Below are 18804 nucleotides of genomic sequence, written 5' to 3'. Positions count from 1 at the left end.
CAGAAATGGTCTGCGGCAATACTAGCGGCGGGCCGGAACGGCCGATCGCCTCGGGCATGATTGACGGATGAGCGGGGATCGGGTGGGCGTCGGCATCGTCTGGGTGCTGGCACTCGCGGGGTCGGTCGTGTCGCTGGTGCTCGCGTCGCCGGGGTCGGCTCAGACGTGGCTCGCCCTCACGTTCGGGGGATGCGTGCTGGCGACCTTCGCGGTGCAGCTCGCCGTCGCCCGCGCCTCCGGGTACCTCCTCCGGACCATGACGAGCGTCGTCGGCGCGATGGTCGTCGTCGGCGTCGCGAGCGCGATCGCGGCACTCGCCGGGCGCTGACGCTCCCCGTCGTCCCGCTGCCCCCGCCCCGCTGGGAGCCCGCGCGGCCGGGTAGGATGGGGGCATGCTTCTCGCGCTGGAACTCTTCTATCTCGGACTGCTCGGGCTCGCTTCCCTCGCGATCGCGTGGGTCTCGGGAGTCGTCGTCTACAAGCTCTACCGCGGCCAGAGCTAGCCGCCGCGTCGGAGCCGGAGTGATCTCCCTTCCGTCGGGCCTGCCGCCCGAGCTCGTCCCCCTCCTGGCTGCTCGGCGTCTGGGAGGGGTCCGGCGTCGTCGACTACGCCGTCGGAGACGAGAGCGTGCAGGCCGAGTTCGGCCACCGCGTCAGCTTCAGCTACGACGGTCTGCCCTACCTCAACTACAGCTCCTACACCTGGCTGCTCGACGACGAGCGCGAGATCGGGCACAGCCCGCTGGTGAGCGAGATGGGCTACTGGCGCCTCAGCCGTGCCCTGACGGACGCCGATGCCGGCCCCGCGATGCTGCCGGGACGCGGTGCTCCCGCCTACCCCGACGCGGAGTCGGTCGAGACGCTCCGCAACGCCGCGGGCGGTTTCGACATCGAGGTCTCCCTCGTCCACCCGGACGGCGTGAGCGAGCTCTACCTCGGCCAGGTCAAGGGCCCCAGGATCGACCTCGCGACGGATGCGGTCATGCGCACCGCCGCCGCGAAGGACTACGCCGCCGCCACCCGCCTCTACGGCCTCGTCGACGACCACCTGCTCTGGGCGTGGGACATCGCCGCGCTCGGCCAGGGCCTGCGCACCCACGCCTCCGGAAGGCTCGCCCGTGTCGACTGACCCGCTCTCGCCCCTGCTCGACGTCCCGGGGGCGGTGGCCACCGCGAGCGTCGCCGAGCCGGGTGTGGCCGCGCACTACGGCGAGCCGTTCCGCGAGCAGCGCGCGCTCGCCGCGGGCACCGCGCTCGTCGACCTGTCGGGGCGCGGAGTCGTCACCGTCACCGGTCCCGACCGCCTCACCTGGCTCGACTCCCTGACCAGTCAGGCGCTCAGAGGGCTGCAGCCCGGCGACTCCGCCGAGACGCTCCTCCTGGACCCGACCGGCCGCATCGAGCACCTCATCCGCCTCGTCGACGACGGAGAGGCGGCCTGGCTGCTGCTCGACCGCGACGAGACGGCCGGCCTCGCGGCCTGGCTCGACCGGATGCGCTTCCTGCTCCGCGTCGAGATCGCCGACCGCACCGACGAGTTCGCGACGCTCGCCACCCTCGGCGACGGATCCGCCGCCTCGTTCGTCCTCGGTCTCGCGGGCGACTCCGCCGTCAGCTGGATCGACCCGTGGACGAGCGTCCAGCCCGGCGGCTGGCAGTACGCCGCGGCCGAGCATCCGGCGGCCGACTGGCACGCGCGCGAGACCCTCGTGCCGCGCACCGCTCTCGCGGGCCTCCCCTCGGCTGCTGCGGCGGCCGGCGTGGTCCTCGCCGGCGCCGACGCGCTCGAGGCGCTCCGCATCGCGGCGTGGCGTCCGCGTCACGCGACCGAGGTCGACGAGCGGTCGATCCCGCACGAGCTCGACCTCCTCCGCTCCTCGGTGCACCTCGCCAAGGGCTGCTACCGCGGCCAGGAGACGGTGGCGAAGGTGCACAACCTCGGCCACCCGCCCCGCCGCCTGGTCCTGCTGCAGCTCGACGGCTCCGATTCCGCGCTGCCGTCGCACGGCGATCCCGTTTTCGCACTGAAGAACGGCGAGAGCGTCGAGGTCGGCGCGGTCACCTCCAGCGCCTGGCACTACGAGGACGGCCCGGTGGCGCTCGCGGTCGTCAAGCGCGCCGTCCCGGTCGATCTCGAGCTCACGGTCCTCGCGGGCGAGGTCCGGGTCGCGGCGGCCCAGGAGGTCGTCGTCCCGCCCGGAGCCGGTGCGGAGGCGGGCGTGCCCCGTCTGCCCCGGCTCGGGGCGAAGACCAGGTAGGCCACACCGTGGTGGCCGCAGGACCCGCACGTCGGGATCGGGCGGCCGAGCGGATCCGAGCCTCGTCCACGGCGATCGTCCGCGACCCTCGCGGGGCGTTGCGCGCGCCGTGGCGTCGGCCCCGGCGGTGGTGCAGATCGTGCTCGCGGCGGTGCTCGCCTACTCCGTCTCGCGCTTCGTGTTCGGGCACCCGGCGCCGGTGCTGTCGCTGACGGTCACCATCTCGAGCCTGGGCATCGCGCGCGACACCCGCCCGAAGCAGGTCGCCGAGACCGCGGTCGGGATGGTCCTCGGCATCGCGCTCAGCGAGGTGCTCCTGCTGCTCTGGGGCACCGGCGTCTGGCAGCTGGCCCTCGTGCTCGCGGTCGTCTTCACGGTGGGACGCGCGCTCTCGCCCTCGCCCGGCTTCGCGGTCGCGGCGGGGACGCAGGCCATGCTCGTGATGGTGCTCCCGGCTCCCGACGGGGGAGTGTTCACGCGCAGCCTCGACGGCCTCGTCGGCGGTCTCGCCGCGCTGCTCTGCACGGCGATCGTGCCCCGTAATCCGCTGCGGGCGGCGCGAGCGGAGGCGCGACGGCTGGTCGCGGCGCTGGCCGGGACGGTCGAGACGCTCGCCGACGCGCTCCGCAGCGGTGACGCCTCCGCGTCGGCCGCCGCCCTCGAGCGCGTCCGCGGGACGCAGCCGGTGATCGACGCGTGGTCGGCGGCACTCGAATCGGCGATCGGGGTCGCGCGCATCTCCCCGTTCGTCCGGAGGCACCGCGGCGAGCTCGAGCGCCAGAGCGCACTGCTCGCCTCGCTGGACCTCGCGACCCGCAACCTCCGCATCGTCGCGCGCCGCACCGATTTCCTGATCGGGGACGGTGTGCCGCGTCCGGAGCTCGCGGAGGCGGTCGCGGCGTTCGGGCCCGGCATCGCCCTGCTGGGCCGGTGCGTCTCCGACGCGTCGATGACGGCTCTCGCCCGCCAGGATCTGGTCCTGCTGGCCACCACCCTCGACCCGCAGCGGATGATCCCGGACGCGCGCCTCGCCGAGAAGACCCTGCTGGTGATCCTCCGTCCGCTCGCGGTCGATCTGCTGACCGCGACCGGGATGGACGCCGCGTCGGCGAGGGCCGCGCTGCCGGAGCTCGGCTGACAGTGCGGCCCCGGCTCAGGCGTTCGTGGCGTCCTGCACCTCTCCGACGAGTTCCTCGATGATGTCCTCGAGGAACAGGACTCCCGTCGTGCGCCCCTCGCGGTCGACGACGCGGGCGATGGCGCTCCGGTGCGCCGCAGGGCGGCCAGGGCGTCCTCGAGCTCGTCGCCGCCCGACACCGCGGCCAGGCGGCGGATGCGCTTCGCGGGCACCGGCGACTCCTGATCCCCGAGGTCGGACACGTCCTTGAGGTGCAGGTAGCCTGCCGGCAGGCCGTCGGCTCCCGCGAGGAGGTAGCGCGAGTACCCGTGCACGGCGACCGCTCGGCGCAGATCCGCGGGAGTCGACTCCCACGCCAGGAGCACCATCTCGTCGAGCGGAACCGCGACGTCCGACACCTGCTTCGTCGTGAACTCGAAGGCGGCGGTGACGGTGCCCGAGGCGTCCACCAGCATTCCCTCCCGAGTGGACTGGCGCACGATCGCTGCGACCTCGTCGAGGGTGAACGCGCTCGTCGCCTCGTCCTTCGGCTCGACGCGGACGAGACGGAGGATCCCGTTGGCCACCGCGTTGAGCGACCAGATCACGGGCTTCACGAGACGCGAGACGAGCACGAGCGGGGAGCGAGCAGCAGGGCCGCCCGCGTCGGCACTGAGAACGCCAGATTCTTCGGCACCATCTCGCCGAACACCACGTGCAGGAACGTGACGAGCAGCAGCGCCGCGACGAACGCGATCACGCCGATCGCCTCGGCGGACAGCGAGGTGAGCCCGAGCGGGATCTCGAGCAGGTGGTGGATCGCCGGCTCCGACACGTTGAGGATCACGAGCGAGCACACGGTGATGCCGAGTTGGCTCGTCGCCAGCATCAGTGTCGCGTGCTCCATGGCGTAGAGGGTCGCCTTCGCGGCGCGGCTCCCGGCGTCGGCCTTCGGCTCGATCTGGGACCGCCTTGCCGAGATCACCGCGAACTCCGCGCCGACGAAGAAGGCGTTGACGAGCAGGAGGACCACCAGCCAGGCGATCCCGGGCAGGTACTCACTCATGAACGGCTCCTTCCGCGCGCAGGGCTGCGACTCCGGTGGCGGTACCGCCCTCCGAGCCGGGGGTGAAGCGGACGCGGTCCACCCGGTTCGCGGCGACGCGGTCGACGCGCAGCACGCCGGCCTCGAGGGCGACCTCGTCGCCGAGCTCGGGCAGTCGGCCCAGGCTCGACGAGAGGAAGCCGGCGACGGTGTCGTAGTCCTCGCCCTCGGGGACGATCACGCCGAGCCGGGCGGCGACCTCGTCGGGGCGCAGCTCACCGCCGAACGTGGCCGAGCGGCCGGAGCGGATGACTCCGGCGCGGGTGCGGTCGTGCTCGTCCTCGAGCTCGCCGACGATCTCCTCGACGAGGTCTTCGAGAGTCACGACGCCGGCGGTGCCTCCGTACTCGTCGACGACCACCGCGATCGCCAGACCGCTGCCGCGCAGCGGAGCCAGCAGAGCGTCGGCGCGAGCGGTCTCGGGATGCGCATCGGAGCCACCATCAGCTCCTCGGCGCTCACCCGCCGCCGCCGCTCGGGTTCGAGGGCGAAGGCGTGCTTGACGTGCAGCACGCCGCGGATGTCGTCGGAGTCGCGGCCGAGCACCGGGAAGCGCGAGAAGCCGGTGCGGTTCGCGAGCTCGACGACGTCCTCCGCGGTGCTGCGCAGGGTGACCGACGACATGCGCACGCGCGGGGTCATCACGTCGGCGACGCTCCGACTCGAGAAGAGCAGGGTGCGGTGCAGCAGGTCGGCGTGATCGCGGTCGAGGGTGCCCTCCAGAGCGGAGCGGCGCACGAGCGAGCCGAGCTCGTCGGCGCTGCGGGCGCCCGACAGCTCCTCCTTGGGCTCGATCCCCATCGCGCGGATGAGGGCGTTCGCCGTGTTGTTGAAGAGGAGGATCACCGGCTTGAACACCGTCGTGAACGCGACCTGGAACGGCACGACCACGCGCGCGGTGGCGAGCGGGAGGGCCAGGGCGAAGTTCTTGGGCACGAGCTCGCCGATGATCATCGAGAAGACCGTGGCGAGCAGCACGCCGATGACGGCGCCGATGCCGGGGACGATCCCCTCGGGGACCCCCACCGAGCGGAGGGCTCCGCGAGCAGCGAGCTGATGGCCGGCTCGAACGTGTAGCCGGTGAGGAGCGTGGTGAGCGTGATGCCCAGCTGCGCGCCCGAGAGGTGGGTCGAGGTGATCCGCAGGGCGGAGATCGTGGGGTCGAGGCGCTTCTCGCCGCGAGCGCGGCGCTCCTCGAGCTCGTTGCGGTCGAGATTGACCAGCGCGAACTCGGAGGCGACGAAGAGGCCGGTGCCGAGGGTGAGGAGGAGGCCGATGACGATGCCGAGCCACTCAGGCACGCGCATCACCGCCGATCAGAGGGGCGGGGTGGCGCGCCGGTTCATGAGCGGGCGCGTCTGAGGGAGGGTCGTCCATGGGAGCAGACGGTACCGGCCGCGGATCTGGAGAATGCTCACAGGAGTGACGGGGCCCGATCCGCGGGCGCGACCGCGTCCCACGCGACGGTCACCTCGCCGAGCCGCCACCGCCGGGGACCGCCGAGGATCGGCCAGTCCGACCGCAGCGACCGCACCGAGGCGATCCAGCGCTGCGTGGGCCGTGGACGGCCAGGGGGGCGTTGATCGTCCACGCCCGCTCGAGGGCGTGCAGGAAGTCGTGGACCCGCTCGCCCGGCACGTTGCGGTGGATCAGGGCCTTGGGCAGTCGCTCCGCCGCGATGAGCGGGGACGGGACCGCTCCGAGTCGGAGCGAGAGCGTCAACGACCGCGGGCCGTCCCGGCCGATCTCGATCCACGTGCAGATGCGGCCGATCTCGTCGCAGGTGCCCTCCACGAGGACCCCGCCCGGCTGGAGCCGCTCGGTCATGATCCGCCAGGCGCCGGCGACCGCGTCCTCGTCGTACTGGCGGAGCACGTTGAACGCGCGGATCACGTCGGCCCGCCGTCCCCGGGGAGCGGGATCTCGAAGCCGCCGCGCTCGAAGCCGACGCGCGCATCCGAGGGGAAGGCGGTGCCGCCGCCCCGGACGACCGCGAGCTGCTCCCGCGCGGTGGTCACCCGGGCGGGCTCGATCTCGAAGCCGACGACCTCGATGCCGGGGACGGTGGCCACGAGCCGGCGATGCAGCTCGAGGGTCGTGACCGCACTCGCCCCGAAGCCCAGGTCGACCACGAGGGGCTGCGGAGAGGAGCGCAGTGCGGGGAGCTCGGCGATCCACCGGTCGACCCGGCGGAGGCGGTTCGTGCCCGTGGTCCCGCGGGTCACGGCTCCGATCGGCATGGGCTCCAGCGTATCCGCGGGCGGAGGCCCCGCCTCTACACTGGGCGCATGTCCGAGACCTACACTCTCATCCTCGTGCGCCACGGCAACAGCGAGTGGAACCAGAAGAACCTGTTCACCGGCTGGGTCGACGTGCGGCTCACCGAGCAGGGCGTCGCGGAGGCCACGCGCGCCGGCGAGCTGCTGACCGAGGCCGGGCTCCACCCCGACGTGGTCTACACGTCGCGGCAGACCCGCGCGATCCAGACCGCGAACATCGCGCTGGAGGTGGCCGACCGCCTGTGGATCGACGTCAAGCGGTCCTGGCGCCTCAACGAGCGCCACTACGGCGCGCTGCAGGGCAAGGACAAGGCGCAGACGCTCGCCGAGTACGGCCCCGAGCAGTTCCAGACCTGGCGCCGCTCCTTCGACGTCCCGCCGCCCCCGCTCGACGACGACGACCAGTACTCGCAGGCGCACGACGAGCGCTACGCGGACCTGGGCGACGCCCTCCGCGCACGGAGTCGCTGAAGCTCGTCATCGAGCGGATGCTGCCGTACTGGGAGTCGGACATCAAGCCGGACCTCGCGTCGGGCAAGACCGTCATGATCACCGCCCACGGCAACTCGCTCCGCGCGCTCGTGAAGACCCTCGACGGCATCTCCGACTCCGACATCGCCGAGCTCAACATCCCGACCGGCATCCCGCTGGTCTACAAGCTCGACGAGAACTTCGCGCCGATCGGCCCCGCCGAGTACCTCGACCCGGAGGCCGCCGCCGCCGGTGCCGCCGCCGTCGCCGCCCAGGGTGCCAAGAAGTAGGTCCCGCCCTCACGGAAGGCCCGCCGGATCCCCGATCCGCGCGGGCCTTCCGCGTTCCCGCCGGTACGTCCGGCTCGCGGAACCCGGTTCGGCTCGCTCGAACTGCGCCGTTCCGCGAACCGACGCGCTCGAGACGCGCCGAAGGTCGACGGAGAGGGTCTGCCCCGCCCCTGCATCGGCGGATCTCTATACGCGCGCTCCACGCGCACTCGATCAGCGGAAACGACGGGAGCGGACGATCGCGTGCTACTCCATCACCGGATGACGGGCGAGAATCCGTCCCCCGAATCGGCTCGGACGGCATCCGAGCTTCGATCGTGCAGGCCGGCCGACCCCCTTAAAGGCGAACGGCCGAATCGCGTGTGAGCGATTCGGCCTAGCCGAACGCGGACGCTCCTCGGAACGAAACCATCCCGGAAAGCCGACCGCGGCGAGGATCGCGCGGAGCGTGATCCTCGCATTCAGGCGCAGGCCGACCGCGGCTGTGATCGCGCAGAGCGCGATCTCAGCACTCAGGCGTAATCGCCCGAGATCAAATACTGCACCTTCTTGGCGATGGAGACCGCGTGGTCGGCGAAGCGCTCGTGGTAGCGGCTGGCGAGGGTGGCGTCGACGGTGTCCGCGGCCTGGCCCTTCCAGGCCTCGCTGAGCACCTTGTCGAAGACGCTGACGTGCAGCTCGTCGATCTTGTCGTCCTCGTCGCGGATCTCCTCGGCGATGCGGCCGTCCTGCGAGCGCAGCAGCTCGGTGAGCTTGTGCGCGACGACGACGTCGAGGCGGCCCATCTCGACGAACGTGGGGCGCAGGCTCTTCGGGACGACCTTGTCGGGGAAGCGGTACCGCGACAGCTGCGCGATGTGCTCCGCGATGTCGCCCATCCGCTCGAGCGAGGCGCTGATGCGCAGGGCCGACACGACGATCCGGAGGTCGCGGGCGACCGGGTTCTGGCGGGCGAGGATGTCGATCGCGAGCTCGTCGAGGCTGATCGCGAGCTCGTCGATCCGGGCGTCGCTGGCGATCACCTCTTCGGCGAGGGTGACATCGGAGTGGTTGAACGCCTGAGTCGCCTTCTCGATCGCGATCTCGACGAGTCCGGAGATCTCGACGAGGCGATCCTGGACCTCGGCCAGCTCCTGCTGGAATACTTCGCGCATCTTGTGATCGACCCTCTCTGCGGCACGCACGGCGAACGGTGCCGGGTTGGCGTCGCGCACCACGCGCGACACAGCACCTGTTCCTTCGCGGCGCAGGCGGAGCAATGATGACGACGGCAGGTTAACGAACGGTGCCGCGGGTTTGAACAGTACTCGACCTGCAGTCCGTCGGCGGGCATCCGGTAGGGAGACGCCCGGTGGATGACTAGCCTGGGTGCGTGGATTCGGGTGTGTTCGTGATTCTGGCGCTCGTCCTCGGGGTGGCGATCGGCGTCCTGCTGACGACCGTCTTCACTCTCGCGGCGAGGCAGGGGCGCATCGCGGCCGAGGTGGTCTCGGCCACGCTTCCCGAGGGGATCGACGCGATCATCGAGGCCGTCGGAGCTCCGCGTTCGTCACCGATCCCTCGCACAACGTGCTGAAGGCGTCGACCCGGGCGATCGCGCTGGGCCTGGTCTCGCAGGACACGCTCCTGCACCCGGATCTCGTCGCGATCGTCGACCGCGTCCGCCGGTTCGGCGACGACATCGAGCAGGACCTGGAGCTCGCGACGAGCCCCTCTCGGAGCAGGCCGTCACCCTCGTCGTCCACGCCACGCGACTCGGATCCCGCTTCGTGCTCGTCCTCGCCGAGGACCACACCGAGGCGCGCCGCCCTCGAGGCCGTGCGCCGCGACTTCGTCGCCAACATCTCGCACGAGCTGAAGACGCCCATCGGAGCGGTGGGCCTGCTCGCCGAAGCGCTCGACTCCGCCGCCGACGACCCGGTGCAGGTCCGCCGCTTCGCGCGCCGGCTGACCCAGGAGTCGCACCGTCTCGCCAAGATCACCCGCGAGATCATCGAGCTCTCGCGTCTGCAGTCCGCCGACGGTCGGGGCCTCGGCCGAGCTGGTCCGCGTCGATGACATCGTCACCGCCGCCCTCGAGACCACCCACGTCCTCGCCGAGTCGCACGACGTGACGCTGGTCAAGGGCGGGATGAAGAAGGCCTACGTCGCCGGCCAGGAGAAGATGCTCGTCTCGGCGCTGCACAACCTGCTCGCCAACGCGATCCAGTACTCGCCGCCCGGCTCCCGCGTCGGCATCGGGGTGCGCTCCACGGGCGGAGTCGTCGAGATCGCGGTCACCGACCAGGGCATCGGGATCCCCGAGGACGACCTCGACCGGGTGTTCGAGCGGTTCTACCGCGTCGACCAGGCCCGCTCGCGTCACACCGGAGGAACAGGACTCGGCCTGAGCATCGTCAAGCACGCCGTGCAGAACCACGGCGGCGACGTCCGCGTCTGGTCCAAGCCCGGACGCGGCTCCACCTTCACCATCCGACTCCCCGAAGCAGACCCGGCGAGGACGCCCTTCGCATCCTCCGCCCCGATAGGAGACACCGCGTGACCAGCATCCTGCTCGTCGAAGACGAGAGCGCCCTCAGCGAGCCGCTGAGCTACCTGCTCGAACGAGAGGGCTACGACGTCACCGTCGCCGAGGACGGACTCCGCGCCGTCACCGCTTTCGACGAGGGCGACTACGACCTGATCCTGCTCGACCTGATGCTGCCCGGCATGCCCGGCACCGAGGTCTGCCGCGAGATCCGCACCCGCTCCCAGATCCCCATCATCATGGTCACCGCGAAGGACTCCGAGGTCGACATCGTCGTCGGTCTCGAACTCGGCGCCGACGACTACGTCACCAAGCCCTACTCGACCCGCGAACTGCTCGCCCGCATCCGCGCCGTCCTCCGCCGCCGCACCGAGGAACCGGAGAGGACCGCATCGTCACCGCCGGCCCCGTCCGCATGGACATCGAGCGCCACACGGTCGAGGTCGACGAGTCGAGACGCCCATGCCCCTCAAGGAGTTCGAACTCCTCCGGATGCTGCTCCGCAACGCCGGACGCGTCCTCACTCGCGGCCAGCTCATCGACCGCGTCTGGGGCAGCGACTACTTCGGCGACACCAAGACCCTCGACGTCCACGTGAAGCGCATCCGCTCCAAGATCGAGAAGACGCCGAAGGAGCCGACGCTGCTCGTCACCGTCCGCGGCCTCGGCTACCGCTTCGACTCGTGACGCGGGCCTGGCGGGGCCATCTGCGGCGTTGTCGTCGGTCGCGATACCGCCGGACGCGGGGCCTGCCGGGGCCATCTGCGGCGTTGTCGTCGGTCGCGATACCGCCGGTATCGCTCCCTCCTCCGCCTTGCAGCTGACCCCACCAGGCCCCGCGGTGGACTCCAGAAGTAGGGCCGTCGCTGTGCGACGAGCCGAGGGTGGGGCTGTCGCTTCGCGACGAGCTGCTCAGGGGGCCGTCGCTGCGCGACGAGCTGCCGCCGAGGGGCCGTCGCTGTGCGACGAGGTGCTCTGGAGGGGCGCACCGCCTGCTGGTCGAGTAGCCGCGGAGCGGCGTATCGAGACCCACCTCTGCCTGAGGGAGTGCGCGCCCTATGGCCTGGGGGTCCGACGCGTGCGCGCGGGGCCGGGCGGAACGACGAAGGACCGCCCACCGGAGTGGGCGGTCCTTCGATCGGAACGCGGGCTACTCGCCGGCGGGGGGCTCGATCGAGTTGCCGGGCTCCGTGGTCGGGGTCGGGATCGCGGTCAGGGCCGGGGTCGGGAGTGGCGGTCTCGGTCGGGGTGGCCGAGGGGGCCGGGGTGAGGGTCGCGTACGACTCCAGGGCGTTGGTCAGGACGGGGACCAGCAGCTCCTTGCCCTCCACGTCGCCGTACTGGAAGTAGACGGGGAACAGGCTGCCGGGAACGGTGTCGAGGCCCGACATCGTCACCGCCTGCTCGGCGGTCGGGCCGATCTCGTTCCGGCCGGGGACGAGCTCGAGCTCGCCGTCCGTCCGGCCCTCGCTCGACTCGTACTGCACCTCGAGCGTCTCGGTGTCGGCGGAGTCGTTCACGATCGTGACCACGAGAGTGCCCTCCTCGCCGTCGTTCGAGACGATGAAGGCGTTGCGGAGGGCGAGATCGCCGATGGTCGCTCCGACTCCGTCGCTCGGGTCGTAGATGTTGCGGGTCGCCTGGGGGGCGACGAGGTTGCAGCCGGCGGTTGCGAGGGCGACGCCGACCGCGAGAACGACGGATGCAGCGATACGCGCCTTCACAGGTTCCTCCAGATCGTCGGCCCTGCTCGCCCCGGACAGGGCGTCTTCACGGTGCACGGGCCGATTCCAGACCAGCGTAGCGACCCCTCCGCGCCGGTCCGACCGAGGGGGTCCTCACCCGCGCAGGCCCCCTGGTACTCTGACCGCCGGCGACCGCCGGTGGAAGGACGTGCACGATGACCCCGCTCTCCGCGGCTGCTCCCACCGTCGCCGTCGTGATCGTGGCGGCGGGCAGCGGCACCCGGCTCGGGCGCGAGCGCCCCAAGGCCTACGTCGACTGCGCGGGGCGCACGATCCTCGAGCGCAGCCTCCGCACGGTCCTCACGCTCTCCGAGCCCGTCGAGATTGTCGTCGTGGCTCCGGCGGAGCTCGTCGACGAGACCGTCGCGCTCTGCCGCACCGCCTCGGGCTCCGACGGCATCGCGGTCACGGCCGGAGGGGCGACCCGCCAGGAGTCGGTGTCCCGCGGCCTCGCGCTGCTCGCGCCCTCGATCGACACGGTGCTCGTGCACGACGCCGCACGCGCACTCACTCCCGTCGCTCAGTTCGAGCGGGTCGTCGCGGCCGTCCGCTCGACCGGGGAGGGGTCGTCCCCGGGCTCCCGGTCACCGACACCATCAAGCGCATCGAGGCCGACGGCGCGATCCTCGAGACGGTCGACCGCTCGCTGCTGGCCGCCGTGCAGACCCCGCAGGGCTTCCCGCGCGCACTGCTCGACGCCGCGTACGCGGCGGCCGGCACGGAGCACACGGACGACGCGGCGCTCCTCGCGGCGCACGGGCACGGATCCGTCGTCGTCGCGGGCGATCCGCTCGCCTTCAAGATCACCACGCCGTGGGACCTCTCGAGGGCGGAGCAGCTCCTCGCCCCACCGGTTCCCGTCGCCCCTCCGCGGGTCGGCATCGGCACCGACGTGCACGCCTTCGACGACGAGTCGCCTCTCTGGCTCGCGGGACTGCACTGGCCCGGCGAGCGGGGCTCTCCGGCCACAGCGACGGGGATCCGGTCGCGCACGCGATCTGCGACGCGCTGCTGGCGGCCGCGGGCCTCGGCGACATCGGCTCCCGCTTCGGCACCTCCGACCCGAGGTTCGCGAACGCGCACGGCGAGGTGTTCCTCGTCGCGACGCGCGACCTCGTCGAGGCGGCGGGGTTCGTCATCGGCAACGTCGCGGTGCAGCTCATCGGCAACCGCCCCAAGTTCTCGCCGCGCCGGGACGAGGCGCAGCGGCTGCTCTCGGGGCTGCTCGGCGCGCCGGTGAGCGTGGCGGCCACCACGTCGGACGCCCTCGGCTTCACCGGCCGGGGCGAGGGAGTGGCGGCGACCGCCACCGCACTCGTGCTCCCCGCCCCGCCAGCGCGCTGATCCGCGGCCCGGCCGGAGGCGCGCCCGGCAAACTCGCCCCGTGACTCTGCGACTGCACGACTCGAAGGCCCAGGCCCTCGTCGATTTCGTCCCCCTCCGTGCGAACGAGGTCGGGATGTACGTCTGCGGACCCACCGTGCAGTCCTCCCCGCACATCGGGCACCTGCGCTCGGCGCTGGTCTACGACCAGCTGCGGCGCTGGCTCCGCTACCGCGGGTTCCACGTCACCCTCGTGCGCAACGTCACCGACATCGACGACAAGATCCTCGCGATCGCCGAGGAGTCGCGCCGCGCCGCCCCCGAGGAGGTGCCGTCCGAGCAGTGGTGGGCCCTGGCCTACCGCGTCGAGCTCGAGTTCACGGCGGCCTACAACGCCCTCGGCATCCTCCCTCCCACCTACGAACCGCGCGCCACGGCGAGCATCGCCGAGATGATCGGGCTCGTGCAGCGCCTCATCGAGCTCGGCCACGCGTACCCCGCGCCCGACGAGTCCGGCGACGTCTACTTCGACACCCGCTCGTGGCCCGACTACGGCGCCCTCACCCACCAGCGCCTCGAGAGCATGGAGGCCGCGACCGACGCGGACCCCCGCGGCAAGCGCGACCCGCACGACTTCGCCCTCTGGAAGGGCATGAAGCCCGACGAGCCCGAGTCGGCGTCCTGGGCCTCTCCGTGGGGCCGCGGCCGCCCGGGCTGGCACATCGAGTGCTCGGCGATGTCGACGAAGTACCTCGGCACGCAGTTCGACATCCACGGCGGCGGCCTCGATCTCCGCTTCCCGCACCACGAGAACGAGCTGGCCCAGTCCAGCGCGGCGGGGCACGCCTTCGCGTCCTACTGGCTGCACAACGGGCTCGTCTCGGTGACCGGGCAGAAGATGAGCAAGTCGCTCGGCAACTCCGTGTTCGCCTCCGAGCTCCTCGGCGCCGCGCGACCGCTGGTCGTCCGCTACTACCTCGGCTCGGCGCACTACCGCTCGACGCTCGAGTTCCACGACGGTGCGCTCGACGAGGCCGAGGCCGCCCTCGAGCGGATCGAGGGCTTCCTCGACAGGTCGCGCCGACGCCTGGAGGGCACCCGCTTCGCCACCCTCGGCGAGCCGCTCGTGCCCGAGGAGTTCGCCGAGGCGATGGACGACGACCTGTCGGTCCCGCAGGCGGTCGGCGTCCTGCACGAGACCGTCCGGGCCGGCAACGCCGCCCTCGACGCCGAGGATCTGGGCACCGTCGCGGCGCTGCGCACGCAGGTCCTCGCCATGGCGTCGGTGCTCGGCATCGACCCGGAGGCGCCCGAGTGGGCGCGCTCCGACGACGAGCCCTCCTACCGGGCTCTGAGCGTCCTCGTCGACCGTCTGGTCCTCGAGCGCCAGTCCGCGCGGGAGCAGCGCGACTGGGCGGCCGCCGACCGCATCCGAACCGATCTCGCTGCGGCGGGAATCACGATCGAAGACACCCAGACGGGTGCGCATTGGAGTCTCGATGGCGAATAAGCCCGGCCGCCCAGGAGCGGTCCGAAAGAAGAGCAAGGGCAAGGCCGTCGGTTCCGGCGGTCAGGGCCGTCAGGCCCTCGAGGGCAAGAAGCCCACGCCGAAGGCGGAGGACCGCCCGTACCACCCCGCGGGCAAGGCGAAGGCGGCGCGCGAGCGCTTCGTCGCCGCCGGCGGCAAGGGGCGTCCCGGCAGCACGCTGTCGGCGGCCGCGAGAGGGGAGCGGGCCGCCCGCTCCGTCGCGCAGGCCCAAGAGCGTGGACGAGTCCGAGATGGTCACGGGGCGCAACTCCGTCCTCGAGGCGCTGCGGGCGAAGATCCCCGCGACGACGCTCTACGTGGCGACCCGCATCGAGATGGACGACCGGGTCAAGGAGGCGCTCAAGCTCGCCACCGCGCGCGGCCTGCCCGTCCTCGAGGTCATGCGCCCCGAGCTCGACCGGCTCGCCGGCCCCGACTCGGTGCACCAGGGCCTCGTCCTCAAGGTGCCGCCCTACGAGTACGCCCACCCGAGCGATCTGCTGCAGCGCAGCATCTCCCGCGCGCAGGTCCCCCTGTTCGTCGCGCTCGACGGCATCACGGATCCCCGCAATCTCGGCGCGATCATCCGCTCGGTCGCCGCGTTCGGCGGTCAGGGCGTCATCGTGCCCCAGCGCCGTTCCGTGGGTCTGAACTCTGCCGCGTGGAAGACCTCGGCCGGAGCCGCGGCCCGCGTGCCCGTCGCCATGGCGTCGAACCTGACGGCCATGATCAAGGACTTCAAGCGCGACGGCGTCTTCGTCATCGGCCTCGACGGCGGTGGCGACACGATGCTTCCGGGTCTCCGAGCTGGCCGACCGGCCCCTGCTCGTGCTCGTCGGCAGCGAGGGCAAGGGTCTGTCCCGCCTCGTCACCGAGCAGTGCGACGCGATCGTCTCGATCCCGATCAGCTCGGCGGCGGAGTCGCTGAACGCGGGCATCGCCGCGTCCGTCGCGCTCTACGAGATCTCGAAGCTCCGCGCCTCTCAGGAGTAGCGAGGGGCCCGGCACGGCGATCTGCGGCGTTGTCGTCGGGCGCGATACCTCCGGTATCGCTTCCTCCTCCGCCTTGCAGCTCACCGCGAGGGGCCCGGCACGGCGATCTGCGGCGTTGTCGTCGGGCGCGATACCTCGGTATCGCTTCCTCCTCCGCCTTGCAGCTCACCGCGAGGGGCCCGGCACGGCGATCTGCGGCGTTGTCGTCGGGCGCGATACCTCGGTATCGCTTCCTCCTCCGCCTTGCAGCTCACCGCGCCGGACCCCTCGCGGGGTCGGCACCAATGACGAAGGGCCCGGGCGGATCGCTCCGCACGGGCCCTTCGGTGTTCCGGGTCAGACGTTCTTGGTCCAGTCGACCTCGGCGTCCTCGTCGGTCAGCTCGGCGTCGCCCGCCTCGTCGATCACGAGGTTGGGCAGCGTCAGGGCTTCGGTCGGCGGTGCGATGATCGTCGCCTCGTCGCGGCGGTGGCGCAGGATGTCGTTCACGTAGGCGGTGACCGCCTCGGCGAGCGGCACATCGCGGGCCTGCTGCTGCGACATGAACCAGCGGTGCTCGAGCAGCTGGTGGAACATCTCCGCCGGCTCCAGACGCCCCTTCAGATCGCGCGGGATCGAGCGGATCACCGGCTCGAAGACCTGAGCCAGCCACTCGTGAGCGACCATCTCCTCGTCCAGACCCTGCTTGCCGTAGGTCGCGGTGTACGAGTCGAGGTCGTTCAGGAGCCGTCGTGCCTGGTTCTCCTGGGCGTCGAGCCCGGTCAGGCGGAGCAGACGGCGCTGGTGGTGCCCGGCGTCGACGACCTTCGGCTGGATCCGCACCGTCGATCCGGCGTCGTCCGTCTTGATCGCCAGCTCCTCGATGTCGAAGCCGAGGTCGTTCAGGCGGTTCACGCGGTCGTTGATGCGCCAGCGCTCGGAGGTGGCGAACGACTCGACGCCCGTCAGCTCCTTCCAGAGGCTGCGGTACGCCGCGACGATCCCGTCCGAGACGGTGATGGGGTCGAGGTCCTCGTCCACGCGGCCGCCGGCCTCGAGGTCGAGGAGCTCGCCCGCGATGTTCACGCGGGCGATCTCGAGGTCGTTCTCGCGCTGGCCGTTCGAGAGCCCGCCCGAGTAGAGCTGTCCCGTCTCGGCGTCGACCAGGTAGGCGGCGAACGCACCGGCGTCACGGCGGAACAGCGTGTTCGAGAGCGACACGTCGCCCCAGAAGAAGCCGATCACGTGCAGGCGGACGAGCAGGAGGGCGAGGGCGTCGACGAGGCGGGTCGCCGTGTCCGGCCGCAGCGTCTGGGAGAAGAGCGCCCGGTAGGGGAGCGAGAACTTGAGGTGGCGCGTCACCAGCACGGCGGGCAGCTCACCGCCCTCGTCGTCGGTGCGGTTCGCGATGACGGCGCCGGGCACCACGCACGGCACGTCGAGGCGCTGGAGGGTCTTCAGCATCTCGTACTCGCGACGAGCCATCTCGGCGGTCGTCTCCTTCACGGCGACGACGTGCCCCGAGAGGTGGGCGAAGCGCACCGTGTGCCGCGAGATGCCCTTGGGCAGAGCGGCGATGTAGGCGTCGGGCCAGTCGTCGAGGCGCAGGTTCCACGGGAGGTCCAGGAGGGCGGGGTCGACGGTGGCGGAGGTGATGTTCAGGGATCCGGACATGGAGCGCCGTTCGTGTCGGAAGTCGGGCGGTGGAGGAGCGGTAGCGAACGCTGCCGCCGTCCCGGAGGAGACGGCGGCAGCGTGTGCGCGGGAGCGGAGCCTTAGGAGAGGCGCTCGCCCGACTCCGCGTCGAAGATGTGCACGCGGTGGTTCGCGGTCACGTAGACGCGGTCGCCCGCGGTGGGGTGCACGCGGCCGTCGACGCGCGCGACGATGTCGGTGCGGCGTCCCTCGACCTCGGTGTGGCCGTAGAGGTAGCCGTCCGAGCCGAGCTCCTCGATGAGGTCGACCTCGATGGGGAGGCCGCCGGGCTGCGTCGAGACGGTGACGTCCTCGGGGCGGACGCCGAGCCGTGACGACCTTCTGGCTCGTCTTCGCGAGCGCCTCGCGGGCGATCGGGAGGACGGTGTCGCCGAACTTGACTCCGCCGTCGGTGACGTCGGCGTGGAACAGGTTCATCGCGGGCGAGCCGATGAAGCCGGCCACGAAGACGTTGTTCGGGTTCTCGTACAGGTCGCGCGGGCTGCCGACCTGCTGGAGGAGGCCGTCCTTGAGGACCGCGATGCGGTCGCCCATGGTGAGCGCCTCGGTCTGGTCGTGGGTGACGTAGACCGTGGTGATGCCCAGGCGGCGCTGGAGGGTGCCGATCTGAGTGCGGGTCTGGACGCGGAGCTTGGCGTCGAGGTTCGACAGCGGCTCGTCCATGAGGAACACCTGCGGCTTGCGGACGATGGCGCGGCCCATCGCGACGCGCTGACGCTGACCACCGGAGAGGGCCTTCGGCTTGCGGTTGAGGTAGGGCTCGAGGTCGAGCATCTTCGCGGCCTCGAGGACCCGCGCGGCGCGCTCGTCCTTGTTGATGCCTGCGATCTTGAGCGCGAAGCCCATGTTCTCGGCGACCGACATGTGCGGGTACAGCGCGTAGTTCTGGAACACCATCGCGATGTCGCGGTCCTTCGGCGGAACGTCCGTGACGTTGCGGTCGCCGATGAGGATGCGTCCCTCGTTGACCTCTTCGAGGCCGGCGAGCATGCGCAGGGAGGTGGACTTGCCGCAGCCGGAGGGCCCGACGAGGACGAGGAACTCGCCGTCGCCGACCTCGAGGTTCAGCTTGTCGACGGAGGCACGCGTGGCCCCGGGGTAGACGCGGGACGCGTGGTCATAGAGTTACGGACGCCATTGTTCTTGCTCCTTCACCGGCAGGTACGTGCCGGACGATCCGAGTGAATGGAATTGATGATGGTCATCGTCGTGTGGACGACGGCGGCCAACCGTCACAGTATGCCACGCACCATCGCCGCGCCACCGCGTCGGCTCGTCTCTCCTCCCGCTCGCGGCGCCTACCCGCCGTTTGGGGTATTCCCAGGGCTCGCGCGTAGGATTCCGGCGTCGCGACCCGGCGACGTCTTCCCCCTCTCTTTCTCGGAGTGTCCTTGTCATGACCAACGGCGGAGCCAACGACCGTCTCTCGAAGAACCAGCGTCGAGAGGCAGCGAGGGAGAAGGCCCGACGACT

General features: G+C 71.4%; 10 protein-coding genes and 9 pseudogenes. 12 read left to right on the top strand and 7 right to left on the bottom strand.

The window, feature by feature from the left end:
* Positions 1-67 precede the first annotated feature (67 nt).
* From AC0CII_RS08280 to AC0CII_RS08265, 4 genes and pseudogenes are all read left to right on the top strand, one after another.
* Positions 68-328 (top strand): hypothetical protein, encoded by a 261-nt coding sequence (locus AC0CII_RS08280; RefSeq protein ID WP_207406578.1) that lies wholly within the window; start codon positions 68-70, stop codon positions 326-328.
* 194 nt (positions 329-522) lie between these two features.
* Positions 523-1129, top strand: a pseudogene (locus AC0CII_RS08275) (nitrobindin family protein).
* Positions 1119-2258 (top strand): CAF17-like 4Fe-4S cluster assembly/insertion protein YgfZ, encoded by a 1140-nt coding sequence (gene ygfZ / locus AC0CII_RS08270; protein WP_465229143.1) that lies wholly within the window; start codon positions 1119-1121, stop codon positions 2256-2258. Before AC0CII_RS08275 ends, ygfZ begins: the two are co-directional and overlap by 11 nt.
* A 109-nt stretch (positions 2259-2367) precedes the next feature.
* Positions 2368-3396, top strand: coding sequence for an FUSC family protein (locus AC0CII_RS08265; RefSeq protein WP_465227978.1), 1029 nt, complete (start codon positions 2368-2370; stop codon positions 3394-3396).
* Positions 3397-3411: 15 nt separating this feature from the next.
* Here the strand turns inward: AC0CII_RS08265 and AC0CII_RS08260 are convergent.
* From AC0CII_RS08260 to AC0CII_RS08250, 3 pseudogenes are all read right to left on the bottom strand, one after another.
* Positions 3412-4441 (bottom strand): annotated as a pseudogene (locus tag AC0CII_RS08260) (hemolysin family protein).
* Positions 4434-5781, bottom strand: a pseudogene (locus AC0CII_RS08255) (hemolysin family protein). Before AC0CII_RS08255 ends, AC0CII_RS08260 begins: the two co-directional pseudogenes overlap by 8 nt.
* A 113-nt stretch (positions 5782-5894) precedes the next feature.
* Positions 5895-6720: pseudogene (locus AC0CII_RS08250) on the bottom strand (class I SAM-dependent methyltransferase).
* A gap of 48 nt (positions 6721-6768) precedes the next feature.
* Here AC0CII_RS08250 and AC0CII_RS08245 point away from each other — a divergent pair.
* A pseudogene (locus tag AC0CII_RS08245) lies at positions 6769-7520 on the top strand (phosphoglyceromutase).
* Positions 7521-8032: 512 nt separating this feature from the next.
* Here AC0CII_RS08245 and phoU read toward each other — a convergent pair.
* Positions 8033-8674, bottom strand: a complete 642-nt coding sequence (gene phoU / locus AC0CII_RS08240) for a phosphate signaling complex protein PhoU (RefSeq protein ID WP_207406622.1) — start codon at positions 8672-8674, stop codon at positions 8033-8035.
* A gap of 230 nt (positions 8675-8904) precedes the next feature.
* Between phoU and AC0CII_RS08235 the strand changes: the two genes are divergently transcribed.
* The 4 genes and pseudogenes from AC0CII_RS08235 to AC0CII_RS08220 all read left to right on the top strand — a co-directional run bounded on the left by AC0CII_RS08235 (position 8905) and on the right by AC0CII_RS08220 (position 10734).
* Positions 8905-9096 (top strand): hypothetical protein, encoded by a 192-nt coding sequence (locus AC0CII_RS08235; protein WP_465229142.1) that lies wholly within the window; start codon positions 8905-8907, stop codon positions 9094-9096.
* Positions 9090-9578 (top strand): sensor histidine kinase, encoded by a 489-nt coding sequence (locus tag AC0CII_RS08230; RefSeq protein ID WP_465229141.1) that lies wholly within the window; start codon positions 9090-9092, stop codon positions 9576-9578. The genes AC0CII_RS08235 and AC0CII_RS08230 overlap by 7 nt, the downstream gene beginning before the upstream one ends.
* Before the next feature lie 52 nt (positions 9579-9630).
* The gene (locus tag AC0CII_RS08225; protein WP_465229140.1) at positions 9631-10062 is read left to right on the top strand and encodes a sensor histidine kinase; all 432 of its coding nucleotides are present in this window, start codon (positions 9631-9633) and stop codon (positions 10060-10062) included.
* Positions 10059-10734, top strand: a pseudogene (locus AC0CII_RS08220) (response regulator). Before AC0CII_RS08225 ends, AC0CII_RS08220 begins: the two are co-directional and overlap by 4 nt.
* Here the strand turns inward: AC0CII_RS08220 and AC0CII_RS08215 are convergent.
* The gene (locus tag AC0CII_RS08215; protein ID WP_465229139.1) at positions 10716-11771 is read right to left on the bottom strand and encodes a hypothetical protein; all 1056 of its coding nucleotides are present in this window, start codon (positions 11769-11771) and stop codon (positions 10716-10718) included. The pseudogene AC0CII_RS08220 and the gene AC0CII_RS08215 overlap by 19 nt on opposite strands.
* A gap of 176 nt (positions 11772-11947) precedes the next feature.
* Between AC0CII_RS08215 and ispD the strand changes: the two are divergent.
* From ispD to rlmB, 3 genes and pseudogenes are all read left to right on the top strand, one after another.
* A pseudogene (gene ispD, locus AC0CII_RS08210) lies at positions 11948-13136 on the top strand (2-C-methyl-D-erythritol 4-phosphate cytidylyltransferase).
* Positions 13137-13176: 40 nt separating this feature from the next.
* Positions 13177-14625, top strand: a complete 1449-nt coding sequence (cysS, locus tag AC0CII_RS08205) for a cysteine--tRNA ligase (RefSeq protein WP_207405893.1) — start codon at positions 13177-13179, stop codon at positions 14623-14625.
* A pseudogene (gene rlmB / locus AC0CII_RS08200) lies at positions 14615-15636 on the top strand (23S rRNA (guanosine(2251)-2'-O)-methyltransferase RlmB). Before cysS ends, rlmB begins: the two are co-directional and overlap by 11 nt.
* A gap of 336 nt (positions 15637-15972) precedes the next feature.
* Here the strand turns inward: rlmB and AC0CII_RS08195 are convergent.
* Positions 15973-17289, bottom strand: coding sequence for a DUF4032 domain-containing protein (locus tag AC0CII_RS08195; RefSeq protein WP_207405897.1), 1317 nt, complete (start codon positions 17287-17289; stop codon positions 15973-15975).
* A gap of 101 nt (positions 17290-17390) precedes the next feature.
* Positions 17391-18469: pseudogene (locus tag AC0CII_RS08190) on the bottom strand (ABC transporter ATP-binding protein).
* Positions 18470-18804 lie beyond the last annotated feature (335 nt).

The sequence above is a fragment of the Rathayibacter sp. AC182 genome, from assembly GCF_979253875.1.
Note: the sequence above shows the minus strand (reverse complement) of the source record. Positions and strands in the feature narration are given on the sequence as shown.

Bases quoted from the DNA above. Each gene is read 5' to 3' on its own strand.
- AC0CII_RS08280 (WP_207406578.1), top strand. From the start codon at position 68: ATGAGCGGGGATCGGGTGGGCGTCGGCATCGTCTGGGTGCTGGCACTC.
- phoU (WP_207406622.1), bottom strand. From the start codon at position 8,674: ATGCGCGAAGTATTCCAGCAGGAGCTGGCCGAGGTCCAGGATCGCCTC.
- AC0CII_RS08195 (WP_207405897.1), bottom strand. From the start codon at position 17,289: ATGTCCGGATCCCTGAACATCACCTCCGCCACCGTCGACCCCGCCCTC.